Origin of the sequence: Paracoccus sp. pheM1 (assembly GCF_018499825.1) — a bacterium.
GTDB lineage: Bacteria > Pseudomonadota > Alphaproteobacteria > Rhodobacterales > Rhodobacteraceae > Paracoccus > Paracoccus versutus.
This window is the reverse complement of record NZ_JAGXCX010000002.1, coordinates 103,646-117,436: the sequence shown is the minus strand read 5'-3', so window position 1 is coordinate 117,436 and position 13,791 is coordinate 103,646. Positions and strand designations below refer to the sequence as shown.

Sequence of the window (13,791 nt, the reverse complement as noted above, 5' to 3'; positions counted from 1 at the left end):
GGCCGCAACTTGCGGGCAGCCATGCGCGCGGACGATGGTCGCAGCGCCGGACGAATCCGAATCGGCGCGTCATCAGGCTTGATGTCATCACGCAAACCTGACGGTTTCTTTAACCGGCATTGCGCGGCGCTGCAATAAATCCGCTGCGTCCGGCGCGGCCGTGCCTAGTCCGACAGCAGTTCCGTATCCCAGTAGAGGAAATCCATCCAGCTTTCATGCAGATGATTCGGCGGGAAGCGCCGGCCTATGGCATGCATCTCGTCGGGGGTGGGCCGGCGCGGCGGGCGGCGCAGCCGCAGCCCCGAATTCTTCAGCGATTTGTTGGCCTTCCTCAGGTTGCAGGGCGAACAGGCGGCGACGACATTCTCCCAGCTGGTCACGCCGCCGCGCGATCGCGGCACCACGTGGTCGAAGGTCAGCTCGCCCTTGGCGCCGCAATACTGGCAGCAGAATTCGTCCCGCAGAAAAAGATTGAAGCGCGTGAAGGCCACGCGCTTCTGGGGTTTGACGTAATCTTTCAGCACGACGACCGAGGGGATGCGTATCGCGTGATGCTGGCTTCGCACCACCTCGTCATATTCGGCGATGATCTGGACCCGGTCCAGGAACACCGCCTTCACCGCCTCCTGCCAGGGCCAGAGCGACAGCGGATAGTAGCTGAGCGGTCTGAAATCGGCGTTTAGAACCAGTGCGGGATGGTGGCGCGAGAAGGATGGCTCGCGCACGAATTGGGTTCGAAATTCGCCATGGTCGTCCAGCATCGGCCCTCGCTTCGCCTTGTCCGGGACGGGTCAGAACATGGCACCGACTATATATCGCGGCTCCGGGCTGACAAGTCCCTGAATATATGCCTGGCGCACAAATAGCCGGGGGGCGTGACAGGCGCGTGACAAGGACTGACTGCGGCTTGCCGCGCCTTATTGCGACGAGGCGATCTTCATCAGCACCAGCCCCGCCACGATCAGCACGGCGGCGACAAGGCGCAGCGCGTCGGCCGATTCGCCCAGCAGCAACACGCCCAGGACGAAGGTGCCGACCGCGCCGATGCCGGTCCAGATGACATAGGCGGTCCCCAGCGGCAGCACCTTCATCGACAGCGACAGGAACCAGACGCTGGCCACCATGGCGACCAGGGTGATCGCGGTGGGCCAGGGCCGGGTGAAGCCCTCGGACTGCTTCATGGCAAAGGCCCAGATCACCTCGAGCAATCCCGCCACGCCCAGATAGATCCATGCCATGCCGCGCCTCCGGTCCTTTCGGGCAAGCTGTCGCGCGGCGCGGCCAAGGTCAAGCCGGGCTGGCCTGCCCGGCGGATTGCTGGCAAGATCGGGCCATGACCAAGCCCCCGACAACCCCGCCCCGGCTGACCGGCACGCTGGAATCCGCGCTTTACGCCGAGGATCTGGACGAGGCCGCCCGTTTCTGGACCAAGATCATCGGCCTGCCCGAGATCGCCCGCGTGCCCGGCCGGCACGTGTTCTTTCGCTGCGGGGCGCAGGTGCTGCTGGTGTTCCGCGCCAGTGCGACGCGCGTGCCGCCCAAGCCCGACGCCCGCCTGCCCGTGCCGCCGCATGGCAGCGAGGGGCCGGGGCATTTCTGCATGGGCGCCGAGCCGGGCATGTTGGACGCCTGGCGCGCGCATCTGGAAGCGTCGGGGGTAGAGATCGAGGCCGATTTCTTCTGGCCCCAAGGCGGCCGGTCGCTGTATTTCCGCGACCCGGCCGGAAACTCCATCGAGATCGCCGATCCCGCCATCTGGGCGTGACCCGGCACCGGCGGCTCGGCCGCAGGGATCAGCGTCGGGCGCGCACCGCCACGGGCTGCGGCGCCAGAAGACGCAGGGAAACCAAGCCGGCCGGAATCAGGGCGATTGCGGTCATCCAGATCAGGGTCATGTGCGTTCTCCTCGTCTCATCCTCTTATCAGGAAGGTAGGGACTGCTGTTCCTTTCGCAAGTGCGAAATCGCTCAAAGCGTCACGACCTCGCGGCAAACCGCTCTTTCAGGAAGGCCAGCGCCACCGACAGCCCGTCGGGCGAGATGCCGTGGCCGGTGCCCTTCATCACATGGCCGTAGACGGTGAAGCCGGCCTTTTGCAGCGCCTCGCCGGCGATGCCCATGCTTTCGAAGGGCACGACCGGATCCTGATCGCCATGGATCAGCAGGACCGGCGGCTTGACCCGCGCCTGCCCCGCGCCCTCGGGGTCCAGCAACCGGCCCGAGAAGCCGACCACCCCGGCGATCTCTTCGTCGCGCTGCGGCGCCACGGCCAGGGCCATCATCGTGCCCTGGGAAAAGCCGACCAGCGCCAGCCGGTCCGCCGCCAGCCCCTCATCCGCCAGGATCTTGTCCAGGAAGGCGTTGATATCCTCGAAGGATTGCGCGGCCGATGCCTGGGCCTGCGCCTCGGACGAGCCGTCCATCCAGGGGATCGGGAACCACTGGTAGCCCATCGGATTGTTGAGGCAGGGCTCGGGCGCGTTCGGGGCATGGAAGGCGGTGCCGGGCAGATGCGGCGCCAGCGGATCGGCCAGGCCCAGCAGGTCGGCCCCGTCGGCGCCATAGCCGTGCAGGAAGACCACCACCGAATCGGCCTTGCGCGGGCCCTTGCGTTCGGATTTCAACTCGCGCGGCATCTCGTCCCCCTTCAGCGGACGCCTTCGCGCCCTTTCGCGACCCGGTAATAGGCCCAGAGCGCCCGGCCCGCAACCGCCCGCCAGGGCCGCCAGGGCTCGGCCAGTTCGGCCAGCGCCGCCGGGCGGGGCCGCTCGGCCAGGCCGTAGAGCAGCCGCGCCGCCTCGGCCAGCGCCAGGTCGCCCGAGGCGAAGGCATCGGCGCGGCCAAGCGCGAATTTCAGATAGATGTCGGCCGTCCAGCGCCCGATGCCGGGCAGCGCGGTCAGCCGGGCGATCACCTCGTCGTCGGGCAAGGCGCGCAGCCCCGCCCAATCAAGCTGCGCCGTGGCGATGCCGCGCAGATAGCGGATCTTCGGCCGCGACAGGCCGGCGGCGCGCAGCGCCTCGTCATCGGCGGCAGCGATCCCCGCCTCGTCGGCGAGGCCGGCCGCAGCCATGCGCGCGCCGATGGCATTCGCCGCCTGGACCGAGATCTGCTGCGAGACGACGGCATCGCGAATCGCCGGAAAGCCTTCGGGCCAGCGCCGCAGCGGCAGGGGCAGCAGCGCCGGCAATTCGCGCGCCCAGACCGGGCAGACCCGCATCAGATGCGCCGCGCCTTCCTCTAGGTCGGCGGCGGCGCGGATCTCGCGCATCAGCCCTCGTCCTCGTCGGCCAGCCGCGCCTCTTCCTTCAGCCGGGTCTCGAAGGCCATCGAGATGTGGTGGCGCAGCGCCTGTTCGGCAGCCGGCCCATCATGGGCGGCAATGGCTTCGACGATGGCCTGGTGCTCGTCCAGCGTGACCACGTCGCGGCCCTGCGCCGCCAGGCTGGTGCGCGCCATCAAGGCCATGCTGCGATGCACCAGGTCCAGCTGCTGGACCAGATAGCGGTTGTGCGAGGCCAGGTGGATCTGATGGTGAAAGCGGCGATTGGCCCGCGCCAGCGCCTGCGGGTCGCCCAGGATGGCGCGGTCGTCCTCGACCATGCCGGCCAGGACGCGCACCTCTTCGGGCGTGGCGTGGCGCGCGGCCAGCCGCGCCGCCAGCGCCTCCAGTTCGGCGCGCACGGTGTAAAGCTCGGCCAGCTGGTTGTGGTCCAGCGTGGCGACGATCAGGCTGCGCCCGTCGCGCTTGAGCATGGACTGGGTCTCCAGCCGCTGCAAAGCCTCGCGGACCGGGGTGCGCGAGACGCCGAAGCGTTCGGCCAGCTCGGATTCGACCAGCCGGTCGCCGGGGCGGTAAATGCCATTGTCGATGGCCGAGAGGATCAGGGAATAGGCGTCTTTCATGGGACGCACGATCCGCGCTTGCAACGGCGATTGCAAGCGCCATGCCGCAGGTTTAGGCAGGGATCATGGATTTTCGGCATGTCACCACCTGGATCTTCGATCTGGACAACACCCTTTATGCGCCCGAGGTCAGGCTTTTCGCCCAGATCGAGCGGCGCATGACCGCCTTTGTCATGCGCGAGCTGCGCGTGACCGAGGCCGAGGCCAACCGGCTGCGCAACCATTACTGGCGCCAACACGGCACCACACTGGCGGGGCTGATGGCCGAGCATGGCGTCGATCCCCTGCCCTATCTGCGCGAGGTCCATGACATCGACTTCACCGTGCTGACGCCCGACCCGGCGCTGGCCGGGCTGATCTCGGCCCTGCCCGGCCGCAAGATCGTGCATACCAACGGCGACAGCGCCTATGCGGCGCGGGTGCTGGAACATCGCGGGCTGATGGTCTTCGACGCCATCCACGGCGTCGAGGAGGCGGATTTCCACCCCAAGCCCGACCCGCGCGCTTATGCCGCAGTCCAGGCCGCCGAGGGGTTCGACCCCGCCCAGGCCGCCATGTTCGAGGACGACCCCAGGAACCTCGCCATCCCGCATTCGCTTGGAATGCGGACGATTCTGGTCGGTGCGGGCCGCCACGGCCCGGACGAGCTGGCCCAGGATCACGACCACGGCCCGCATGTGCATTACCGCACCGGGGATCTGGGCGCCTTCCTGCACGGGCTTGCCGCAAGCCTAAGCTTGGGTAAGATCTGAAATTCGCCGACAGGAAACCGAAAAAAGAACAGGGAACGCGCATGTCCGAACCGCTTACTCCCGCCGAGGCCCAGGCCGAGGCGCGCACCGCCACCGCCCTTTACATCTTCGCGCTGCTGGTCGTCGTGCTGGCGGTTGTCGGCGTTCTGATCTGGGGCCTGCCGGCGCTCGGCATACTCGGCCTTGCGGCGACGCTGCTGATGTTCCTCATGCTCGGCGCCTATGCGGCCGGGTTCTAGGCCGACCCGCACCGACCCCCTCACCAGACCCGGCGCCAGACCATGCAGATCGACGATACCGAGATCCTCGTTTCCGGCGGCGGCATCGCCGGGCTGATCGCCGCGGCCGCCTTCGGCAGCGCCGGGCATTCCGTGACCTGCGTGGACCCCGCCCCGCCCGTGACCGAGGAAGGCGCCCAGGACTCGGACCTGCGCAGCACCGCCTTCCTGCACCCCTCGATCGCGGTGCTGCAGGCGGCCGGGCTCTGGGACCGGCTCGCGCCGCATGCCACCGCGCTCCAGGTCATGCGCATCATCGACGCCGGCGGGAAACTGTCGCAGGCGCGGCTGACGCGCGATTTCGACGCATCCGAGATCTCGGACCAGCCCTTCGGCTGGAACCTGCCGAACTGGCTCCTGAAGCGGGAAATCTCGGCCCGGCTCGCCAGCCTGCAAAACGTCCGCTTCCTGCCCGGCACCGGCACCGCGGGCCTGCTGGTCCGCGACAGCGAGGCGCTGGCCACCTTGACCGACGGCAGCCGCATCCGGGCCCGGCTGGTGATCGGCGCCGACGGGCGCAACTCGCCCACCCGCGAGGCGCTCGGCATCGGCACCCGCACGCTGCGCTATGGGCAAAAGGCGCTGGCCTTCGCCGTGACCCACGAACGCCCGCACGACAACGTCTCGACCGAGATCCATCGCTCGGGCGGCCCCTTCACCCTGGTCCCCCTGCCCGACCGCGACGGCAAGCCCTCCTCGGCCGTGGTCTGGATGGAGCGCGGGCCGGAAACCGCCCGGCTGCGCGCCCTGCCGCGCGAGGCCTTCGAGGCGGAACTGAACCGCCGCTCGGCCGGCGTGCTGGGCCAGCTGACCCAGGCGACGCGGCTGACGGAATGGCCGATCATCAGCCAGATCGCCGATCGCTTCACCGGCCCCCGCACGGCACTGATCGCCGAGGCCGCGCATGTCGTCCCGCCCATCGGCGCGCAGGGGCTGAACATGAGCCTCGCCGATCTCGCCTCGCTCATCGACCTCTCGGCCGGCGATCCCGGCAGCGCCGCATCGCTTGCCGTCTACGAACGCCGCCGCCGCCCCGAGGCGCTGGCCCGGCTGCTCGGCATCGACATGCTGAACCGCGCCAGCATGATCTCGGCCCGCCCGCTGCGCGACCTGCGCGCCGCCGCCCTGGGCGGGCTCTACGCTGTCGCCCCGGTGCGCCGCATCATGATGCGCGCGGGCCTGGGCGTGACCTGAGCCCCCTTTCACCGTTTCCCAAATACTCATCCGGCCGGCCCAGCCAGCACCGCCCCGGACTTCTTCGTTCCCCAAATACCCAAGGGACCGCGCCGCCGGGCGCGCCCTTCCCGGCTGGCGCGCGCCGGCGCAATCTGCCAGATAACGGCCATGGCCAAACCGATCACCGCCTTCACCTGCACCGCCTGCGGCGCCAGCCATCGCAAATGGGCCGGCCGCTGCGATGCCTGCGGCGCCTGGAACACCATCATCGAGGAAGCGCCGCTTTCCCAGGGCCCCGGCCGCGGCCTGGGCACGCTCAAGGGCAAGCCGATCCCGCTCTCGGGCCTTGCCACGCAGGACGCGCCGCCCCGGCGCGCCACCTCCGGCATCGCCGAGCTTGACCGGGTGCTGGGCGGCGGGCTGGTCCCCGGCTCGGCCATCCTCGTCGGCGGCGATCCGGGCATCGGCAAGTCCACCCTGCTGCTGCAGGCCGCCGCCGCCTTCGCCCGCGCCGGCCAGCAGGCGATCTATGTCTCGGGCGAGGAAGCCAGCGCCCAGGTCCGGCTGCGCGCGCAGCGCCTGGGCCTCGGCAACGCGCCCGTCCGCCTGGGCGCCGAGACCGCGTTGCGCGACATCCTGACCACGCTCGACGCCGAGCGGCCCGATGTGGCGGTGATCGACTCGATCCAGACGCTCTGGTCCGACCGGATCGAGGCCGCGCCCGGCTCGGTGGCGCAGGTCCGCGCCAGCGCCCATGAGCTTGTCACCTTCGCCAAGCGGCGCGGCACCTCGGTCATCCTCGTCGGCCATGTCACCAAGGAGGGCCAGATCGCCGGCCCGCGCGTGGTCGAGCACATGGTCGACACCGTGCTTTATTTCGAGGGCGAGCGCGGACACCAGTTTCGCATCCTGCGCGCCCACAAGAACCGCTTCGGCCCGGCGGACGAGATCGGCGTCTTCGAGATGACCGGCGGCGGGCTGGCCGAGGTCGCCAACCCCTCGGCGCTGTTTTTGTCCGAACGCGGCGAGGCCAGCGCCGGCTCTGCGGTCTTTGCCGGGATCGAGGGCACCCGCCCGGTGCTGACCGAAGTGCAGGCGCTGGTCGCCCCCTCGACATTGGCAAGTCCCCGCCGAACCGTGGTCGGCCTCGACTCCGGCCGGGTCTCGACCATCCTCGCCGTGCTCGAGGCGCGCTGCGCCGTCCCCTTCGCCGGCCTCGACGTTTTCCTCAATGTTGCCGGGGGGATGCGGGTCAGCGAACCCGCCGCCGACCTGGCCATCGCCGCCGCGCTCCTCAGCGCGCGCGAGGACGTGGCGCTGCCGCCCGAGGCGGTGCTTTTCGGCGAAATCAGCCTGTCGGGCGCCCTGCGCCCCGTCGCCCAGGCGGAAAACAGGTTGAAAGAGGCGCAGAAACTTGGTTTTTCACGGGCGATCCTGCCTTCGGCGACCAAGGTCGAGGGCGTGGCCGGGATGCGGATCGACCGCATCGCGGATCTGACAAGTTTCGTGGGCGAGACATTCGGCGCCGGATGAACTCGTCCCAAAGACGCGGGCAATCCCGCGAAAGGGCGTGAAAATGGACGGATTCACCATCATCGACGGCATCGTCGCAGCCGTGATCATCCTCTCGGCGATCCTGGCCTATGCGCGGGGATTCGTGCGCGAATCGCTGGCGATCCTGGGCTGGATCGGCGCGGCCGTGCTGGCCTTCATCTTCGCGCCGACGGTGCGGCCGATGGTGGCGCAGGTGCCGGGGCTCAACAAGTTCCTGGCCGACAGCTGCGAGCTTGCCACCATCGCCGGCTTCGCTGCGGTCTTCGCGCTGGCGCTGGTGCTGTTTTCCATCATCACGCCGCTGTTCTCCTCGGTCGTGCAGCGCTCGGCGCTTGGCGGCGTCGACCAGGGCATGGGGTTCCTCTTCGGCGTGGCGCGCGGCATCCTGCTCGTCGCCATCGCCTTCATCGTCTATGACCGGGTGATGGCCAGCCAGCCCGTGGCGGTGGTGGACAACTCCCGCTCGGCCCAGGTGTTCGAGCGCATGCGCGGCCAGATGGACCAGCAGATCCCGCAGGACGCGCCGGGCTGGGTGGTCAGCCGCTATGAACAGCTGGTGCGCAGCTGCGCCCCCACGGGCCAGCCGGTCGATGCGCAGACGCCGGCCCCCACCCCCGCCGCACCGGCGAATTGAGCCGATATGGCCAATTTGTGACATAAAATGCGCCCCGCGACGGCCGTGGGGCGTGACTTCGCCCGCATGACACCCTAGATTGGCGTCAAGCGTCCCCTTACCCAGCCCCCGGAATAGCCCCAAGAGTCGGTGATGATGCAGCCATTCCTTGCCCATCCCTTCGATTCCGACCGCCTGCACGAAGAATGCGGCGTGTTCGGCGTGATCGGAGTGACGGATGCCGCCAATTTCGTCGCCCTGGGGCTGCACGCCTTGCAGCACCGCGGGCAGGAGGCCGGCGGCATCGTCAGCCACGATGCCGAGCAGGGCTTCAACAGCGCCCATCGCTTCGGCTATGTGCGCGACAACTTCACCAAGCAAAGCCTGATGGAAACGCTGCCCGGCTCGCTCGCCATCGGCCATGTGCGCTATTCCACCGCCGGCACCAAGGCGGCGACGGCGATCCGCGACGTGCAGCCCTTCTTCGGCGAATTCGCCATGGGCGGCTGCGCCGTGGCGCATAACGGCAACATCACCAATGCCATGGCCCTGCGCCGCGAGCTGATCGAGCGCGGCTCGATCTTCCAGTCCTCCTCGGACACCGAATGCATCATCCACCTGATGGCGCGCTCCATCCAGCGCAACATCCCCGAGCGGATGAAGGACGCGCTGCGCCGGGTCGAGGGCGCCTTCGCGGTGATCGCCATGACCCGCACCAAGCTGATCGGCGTGCGCGACCCCCTGGGCGTGCGGCCGCTGGTGCTGGGCCGCATCGGCGACGACGGCTTCGTGCTGGCCTCGGAAACCTGCGCGCTCGACATCATCGGCGCCGAGTTCCTGCGCGAGATCGAGCCGGGCGAGATGGTGGTGATCTCCAAGGGCGAGGTCGAAAGCTCGCGCCCCTTCGGCCCTTCGACGGGGCGCTTCTGCATCTTCGAGCATGTCTATTTCTCGCGCCCCGATTCGATCATCGGCGGCCGTTCCGTCTATGAGACCCGGCGCCAGATCGGCGTGGAGCTGGCCCGCGAAGCCCCGGTCGAGGCCGACCTGGTCTGCCCGGTGCCCGACAGCGGCACCCCGGCCGCCATCGGCTATGCCCATGAAAGCGGCATTCCCTTCGGCATGGGCATCATCCGCAACCAGTACATGGGCCGGACCTTCATCGAGCCGACCGAGCAGATCCGCAACATGGGCGTGCGGCTCAAGCTCAACGTCAACCGCGCGCTGGTCAAGGGCAAGCGGGTGGTGCTGGTGGACGATTCGGTGGTGCGCGGCACCACGTCGCGCAAGATCAAGGACATGATCCTGGACGCGGGCGCGGCCGAGGTGCATTTCCGCATCGCCAGCCCGCCCACCGCCTGGCCCTGCTTCTACGGCGTGGACACGCCCGACCGCGAAAAGCTGCTGGCCGCGCAGATGTCCGAAGAAGAGATGCGCGAATGGATCGGCGTCGATTCGCTGGCCTTCGTGTCGCTGGACGGGCTCTATCGCGCCGTGGGCGAGGCCAAGGGCCGCAACAATGCCTGCCCGCAGTATTGCGACGCCTGTTTCTCGGGCGAATATCCCGTGGCGCCCTTCGACCAGCTCGAGCGCGGCTTTCGCATGAAATCCTCCGGCGTCCCCAGCCCCGTCACCGGCCACGCCGCGGAATGACGGCCCCGGCGATGCCGGGCCCTGCCGAGAGCTGAGGGCCGGTATCACCACGGGCACTCCCTCTTTCTGAGCGATGGTTGCCCGCGTGGGCGAATGGTTCCGCCCTCGCAGGCGCCTGCTTTTTGGTTGCCAGACTGGGCGCTTTCGGACAGATGTGCAGGCCCCGGCCATGTGCCGGTCAGGCCCGACAGCCGCAGGGACAGCAAGGCCCCCACGATACCGGACCATGCCGAGCGGAGGCCGCATCGCGACGGGGCCCTCCATCCTTCTTGAACGATTGGTTTGCCGTGGCGAGCGGGGCGAATGCTTCCGCCCTCGCAGGCGCCGGCTTTCCAGCCGCCGGACTGGACGCTTTTGGACAGATGCGCATAGGCCGGCCATACGCCCGGCCTTCGGCAGGTCAGGCCAGACAACCGTAGGAGTTGACAAGGCCCCCGACGATGCCGAGCCATGCCGAACTAAGGGCCGATATCGCCACGGGCACTCTTTCATTCTGAACGCTTGTTCGCCCGCGCGGGCGAATGCCTCCGCCTTCGCAGGCGCCGGCTTTCCGGTCGCCAGGCTAGGCGCTTTGGGACAGATGCGCAGGGGCTCTGGCCTTCGGCAGTTCGAGCCCGGCAACTGCGCGGGCGGCAAGGCGGCGCATCGCATCTCCTTGCCGGCATCGGAAACGGGCGATACCGCTTACCCATTCCCGAAAAATGAAAAGAGCCGCATTGCGCGGCTCTTCCCGATATATCGCGGGGGCGGACCAGGTGAGCCCGCCGCGGCCGCTCACTCGATCATGGGCAGGAGCTGGTCGATGGATTTCTTGGCGTCGCCGTAGAACATGCGGGTGTTTTCCTTGTAGAACAGCGGGTTCTCGATGCCCGAATAGCCGGTGCCCTGGCCGCGCTTGGAGACGAACACCTGCTTGGCCTTCCACACCTCCAGCACCGGCATGCCCGCGATCGGCGAGTTCGGATCCTCCTGCGCCGCCGGGTTCACGATGTCGTTCGAGCCGATCACGATCGCCACGTCGGTCGAGGGGAAATCCTCGTTGATCTCGTCCATCTCCAGCACGATGTCGTAGGGCACCTTGGCCTCGGCCAGAAGCACGTTCATGTGCCCCGGCAGGCGCCCCGCCACCGGGTGGATGGCAAAGCGCACGTTCTTGCCGCGCGCCCGCAGCTTGCGCGTCAGCTCGCTGACCGATTGCTGCGCCTGCGCCACCGCCATGCCGTAGCCCGGCACGATGACGATCTCGTCCGCCTCGTTCAGCGCCGCCGCCACGCCGTCGGCGTCGATCGCCACCTGCTCGCCCTCGATCTCCATCGCCGGGCCCGCCTCGCCGCCGAAGCCGCCCAGGATCACGCTGACGAAGTTGCGGTTCATCGCCTTGCACATGATGTAGCTCAGGATCGCACCCGAGGAGCCGACCAGCGCGCCCACCACGATCAGGAGGTCGTTGCCCAGGGTGAAGCCGATCGCCGCCGCCGCCCAGCCGGAATAGCTGTTCAGCATCGACACCACCACCGGCATGTCGGCGCCGCCGATGCCCATGATCAGGTGATAGCCGATGAAGAAGGCCAGAAGCGTGATCAGCACCAGCCACAGCACCGGCGCCCCGGCAGTGCAGTAAAGGATCACCGACAAGAGCGACAGCGCCGCCGCAGCCGCGTTCAGCATGTGCCCGCCCGGCAGCTTGCGGGGCTTGCCGTCGATCTTGCCGGCGAGCTTGCCGAAGGCCACGATCGAGCCGGTGAAGGTCACCGCGCCGATGAAGATCCCCAGCGCCACCTCGACCTTGAGCATGGCGATCTCGGCCGGGGTCTTGTGCGCCAGCACGGCGGCGAAGCCGTGGAACTCGGCCGCCGCGTCGGCGGCGCGGGCGCGCAGCACCCGCGAGAGCTCGAACTGGGCGTTGAAGCCGATCAGCACCGCGGCCAGGCCGACCAGGCTGTGCATGGCCGCGACCAGCTGCGGCATCTCGGTCATCTGCACCCGCTTGGCCACGACCCAGCCGATGGCGCCGCCGATGGCCAGCATGACCAGCGTCAGCCCCCAGTTGCCGTAGCCCGGCCCGATCAGCGTCGCGACCACCGCCAGCGCCATGGCCGCGATGCCGTACCAGACCGCGCGCTTGGCGCTTTCCTGGCCGGAAAGCCCGCCCAGGGACAGGATGAACAGCACGGCCGCGACCACATAGGCGGCGGTGGTGAATCCGTATTCCATGCGCCCTCTCCCCTTACGACTTCTGGAACATGGCGAGCATCCGGCGCGTGACCAGGAAGCCGCCGAAGATGTTGACGCCCGCCATCAGCACCGACAGCGCCGCCAGGAACACCACCAGCCAGCCGCCCGAGCCGATCTGCAGGAGCGCGCCGACGATGATGATCGACGAGATCGCGTTGGTGATCGCCATCAGGGGCGTGTGCAGCGAATGGCTGACGTTCCAGATCACCTGGAAACCGACGAAGACCGCCAGCACGAAGACGATGAAATGCGACAGGAAGCTCGCGGGCGCGAACAGCCCCACCAGCAGCATCGCCGCCGCGCCCGCGCCGAGCAGCGTGACCTGGCTGCGGGTCTGGGCGCGGAAGGCGGCGATCTCCTGCGCGCGCCGCTCCTCGGGGGTCGGCTCCCTGGGCTTCTCGCGCGGCTTCTGGGCGGCGATGGCCGCGACCCTGGGCGGCGGCGGCGGCCAGGTCACGTCGCCGTCATGGGCGACGGTCGAGCCGCGGATCACGTCGTCCTCCATGTTCTGCACGATGACGCCGTCCTTGCCCGGCGTCAGGTCCGAGAGCATGTGGCGGATGTTGTTGCCGTAAAGCTCCGAGGCTTGCGCGCCCATCCTCGACGGGAAGTCGGTATAGCCGATGATCACCACGCCGTTTTCCGTGACGATGCGCTCGTCCGGCACGGTCAGCTCGCAATTGCCGCCGCGCTCGGCCGCCAGGTCGACGATGACCGAGCCGGTCTTCATCGCCGCGACCATGTCGCGGGTCCAGAGCTTCGGCGCATCGCGGCCGGGGATCAGCGCCGTGGTGATGACGATGTCCATCCCGGGCGCCAGTTCGCGGAACTTCTCGAGCTGCTTTTCCCGGAACTCGGGGCTCGAGGGCGCGGCATAGCCGCCGGTCGCGGCCCCGTCCTGCACCTGGTCCTGGAAGTCCAGGTAGACGAATTCCGCGCCCATCGATTCGATCTGCTCGGCCACCTCGGGGCGCACGTCGAAGGCATGGACCTGCGCGCCCAGGCTGACCGCCGCGCCGATGGCGGCAAGCCCGGCGACGCCCGCGCCCACCACCAGCACCTTGGCCGGCGGCACCTTGCCCGCCGCCGTCACCTGGCCGGTGAAGAAGCGGCCGAAGTTGTTCGCCGCCTCGATCACCGCCCGGTAGCCGGCGATATTGGCCATCGAGGACAGCGCGTCCATCTTCTGCGCGCGGCTGATGCGCGGCACCATGTCCATGGCGATGGCGGTGACGCCCTGCTCGCGCGCCAGCTCCAGGAGGTCGGGGTTCTGCGCCGGCCAGAAATGCGAGATCAGGGTCTGCCCGCGCCGCATCTGCCGCAGCTCGGCCTCGCTCGGCGGCCGGACCTTGACCACCACCTCCACCGCCCCGACCAGCGCCGCGGCATTGGGATGCACGGTGACGCCCGCCGCCTCGTAGGCCGCATCCGAAAACCCCGCACGAACCCCCGCGCCCGTCTCGACATGCACGTCATGCCCCAGCTTGCGCAGATGCCCCGCAGAGGACGGAGTGATGGCGACCCGAGCCTCCCCCTCAAAAATCTCCTTCAATCCGCCGATCTTCACCAGGCCACCTCCCCTGTTAGCGACTTTCAGCGTCCCCCATAGCAGAGCGCAACAATCT

General features: G+C 68.7%; 14 protein-coding genes. 7 read left to right on the top strand and 7 right to left on the bottom strand.

The annotated features are described in order from the left end of the window. Window positions 1-164: 164 nt before the first annotated feature. Window positions 165-761, bottom strand: coding sequence for an HNH endonuclease (locus KF941_RS14670; RefSeq protein ID WP_114536421.1), 597 nt, complete (start codon window positions 759-761; stop codon window positions 165-167). Window positions 762-917: 156 nt separating this feature from the next. After that, window positions 918-1,238 carry a multidrug efflux SMR transporter gene (locus tag KF941_RS14665; RefSeq protein WP_072464083.1) on the bottom strand — a complete coding sequence of 107 codons (321 nt, stop codon included), beginning with the start codon at window positions 1,236-1,238 and terminating at the stop codon, window positions 918-920. Between the two features lie 95 nt (window positions 1,239-1,333). On the opposite strand from KF941_RS14665, the gene KF941_RS14660 reads away from it, so the two are divergent. Beyond that, window positions 1,334-1,765, top strand: a complete 432-nt coding sequence (locus KF941_RS14660) for a VOC family protein (RefSeq protein ID WP_214273794.1) — start codon at window positions 1,334-1,336, stop codon at window positions 1,763-1,765. 210 nt (window positions 1,766-1,975) lie between these two features. On the opposite strand, the gene KF941_RS14655 is transcribed toward KF941_RS14660, so the two are convergent. From KF941_RS14655 to KF941_RS14645, 3 genes are read right to left on the bottom strand one after another with little or no spacing between them, the layout of a single operon-like run. Beyond that, window positions 1,976-2,635 (bottom strand): alpha/beta fold hydrolase, encoded by a 660-nt coding sequence (locus KF941_RS14655; RefSeq protein WP_072464081.1) that lies wholly within the window; start codon window positions 2,633-2,635, stop codon window positions 1,976-1,978. Window positions 2,636-2,646: 11 nt separating this feature from the next. Beyond that, on the bottom strand, window positions 2,647-3,270 hold the full coding sequence (locus tag KF941_RS14650) for a DNA-3-methyladenine glycosylase (RefSeq protein WP_072464080.1): 624 nt from the start codon (window positions 3,268-3,270) through the stop codon (window positions 2,647-2,649). Next, the gene (locus KF941_RS14645) at window positions 3,270-3,905 is read right to left on the bottom strand and encodes a GntR family transcriptional regulator (protein WP_036759669.1); all 636 of its coding nucleotides are present in this window, start codon (window positions 3,903-3,905) and stop codon (window positions 3,270-3,272) included. The genes KF941_RS14650 and KF941_RS14645 overlap by 1 nt, the downstream gene beginning before the upstream one ends. Window positions 3,906-3,970: 65 nt before the next feature. Here KF941_RS14645 and KF941_RS14640 point away from each other — a divergent pair, with 65 nt between their 5' ends. The 6 genes from KF941_RS14640 to purF all read left to right on the top strand — a co-directional run bounded on the left by KF941_RS14640 (window position 3,971) and on the right by purF (window position 9,931). Next, complete coding sequence (locus tag KF941_RS14640) at window positions 3,971-4,657, top strand: pyrimidine 5'-nucleotidase (protein ID WP_114536419.1); 687 nt, start codon at window positions 3,971-3,973, stop codon at window positions 4,655-4,657. Between the two features lie 41 nt (window positions 4,658-4,698). Beyond that, window positions 4,699-4,896 (top strand): hypothetical protein, encoded by a 198-nt coding sequence (locus tag KF941_RS14635; protein ID WP_036759671.1) that lies wholly within the window; start codon window positions 4,699-4,701, stop codon window positions 4,894-4,896. A 42-nt stretch (window positions 4,897-4,938) separates the two neighbouring features. Next, window positions 4,939-6,129: a UbiH/UbiF family hydroxylase gene (locus tag KF941_RS14630; RefSeq protein ID WP_214273793.1), complete on the top strand. Its 1,191-nt coding sequence runs from the start codon at window positions 4,939-4,941 to the stop codon at window positions 6,127-6,129. A 150-nt stretch (window positions 6,130-6,279) separates the two neighbouring features. Beyond that, window positions 6,280-7,644 carry a DNA repair protein RadA gene (gene radA, locus KF941_RS14625; RefSeq protein ID WP_214273792.1) on the top strand — a complete coding sequence of 455 codons (1,365 nt, stop codon included), beginning with the start codon at window positions 6,280-6,282 and terminating at the stop codon, window positions 7,642-7,644. 43 nt (window positions 7,645-7,687) lie between these two features. Next, on the top strand, window positions 7,688-8,299 hold the full coding sequence (locus KF941_RS14620; RefSeq protein ID WP_036759674.1) for a CvpA family protein: 612 nt from the start codon (window positions 7,688-7,690) through the stop codon (window positions 8,297-8,299). A gap of 135 nt (window positions 8,300-8,434) precedes the next feature. Beyond that, window positions 8,435-9,931 carry an amidophosphoribosyltransferase gene (gene purF / locus KF941_RS14615; RefSeq protein WP_116171294.1) on the top strand — a complete coding sequence of 499 codons (1,497 nt, stop codon included), beginning with the start codon at window positions 8,435-8,437 and terminating at the stop codon, window positions 9,929-9,931. 774 nt (window positions 9,932-10,705) lie between these two features. On the opposite strand, the gene KF941_RS14610 is transcribed toward purF, so the two are convergent. Both KF941_RS14610 and KF941_RS14605 read right to left on the bottom strand, forming a co-directional pair. Then, window positions 10,706-12,145 (bottom strand): NAD(P)(+) transhydrogenase (Re/Si-specific) subunit beta, encoded by a 1,440-nt coding sequence (locus tag KF941_RS14610; protein ID WP_114536335.1) that lies wholly within the window; start codon window positions 12,143-12,145, stop codon window positions 10,706-10,708. A gap of 13 nt (window positions 12,146-12,158) precedes the next feature. Beyond that, entirely contained in the window at window positions 12,159-13,733 is a 1,575-nt protein-coding gene (locus tag KF941_RS14605) for a Re/Si-specific NAD(P)(+) transhydrogenase subunit alpha (RefSeq protein ID WP_214272460.1), read from the bottom strand. Window positions 13,734-13,791 lie beyond the last annotated feature (58 nt).

Bases quoted from the DNA above. Each gene is read 5' to 3' on its own strand.
- KF941_RS14630 (WP_214273793.1), top strand. From the start codon at position 4,939: ATGCAGATCGACGATACCGAGATCCTCGTTTCCGGCGGCGGCATCGCC.
- KF941_RS14610 (WP_114536335.1), bottom strand. From the start codon at position 12,145: ATGGAATACGGATTCACCACCGCCGCCTATGTGGTCGCGGCCGTGCTG.
- KF941_RS14655 (WP_072464081.1), bottom strand. From the start codon at position 2,635: ATGCCGCGCGAGTTGAAATCCGAACGCAAGGGCCCGCGCAAGGCCGAT.
- KF941_RS14635 (WP_036759671.1), top strand. From the start codon at position 4,699: ATGTCCGAACCGCTTACTCCCGCCGAGGCCCAGGCCGAGGCGCGCACC.
- KF941_RS14670 (WP_114536421.1), bottom strand. From the start codon at position 761: ATGCTGGACGACCATGGCGAATTTCGAACCCAATTCGTGCGCGAGCCA.
- KF941_RS14665 (WP_072464083.1), bottom strand. From the start codon at position 1,238: ATGGCATGGATCTATCTGGGCGTGGCGGGATTGCTCGAGGTGATCTGG.
- radA (WP_214273792.1), top strand. From the start codon at position 6,280: ATGGCCAAACCGATCACCGCCTTCACCTGCACCGCCTGCGGCGCCAGC.
- KF941_RS14640 (WP_114536419.1), top strand. From the start codon at position 3,971: ATGGATTTTCGGCATGTCACCACCTGGATCTTCGATCTGGACAACACC.
- KF941_RS14660 (WP_214273794.1), top strand. From the start codon at position 1,334: ATGACCAAGCCCCCGACAACCCCGCCCCGGCTGACCGGCACGCTGGAA.
- KF941_RS14650 (WP_072464080.1), bottom strand. From the start codon at position 3,270: ATGCGCGAGATCCGCGCCGCCGCCGACCTAGAGGAAGGCGCGGCGCAT.
- KF941_RS14620 (WP_036759674.1), top strand. From the start codon at position 7,688: ATGGACGGATTCACCATCATCGACGGCATCGTCGCAGCCGTGATCATC.
- purF (WP_116171294.1), top strand. From the start codon at position 8,435: ATGCAGCCATTCCTTGCCCATCCCTTCGATTCCGACCGCCTGCACGAA.
- KF941_RS14645 (WP_036759669.1), bottom strand. From the start codon at position 3,905: ATGAAAGACGCCTATTCCCTGATCCTCTCGGCCATCGACAATGGCATT.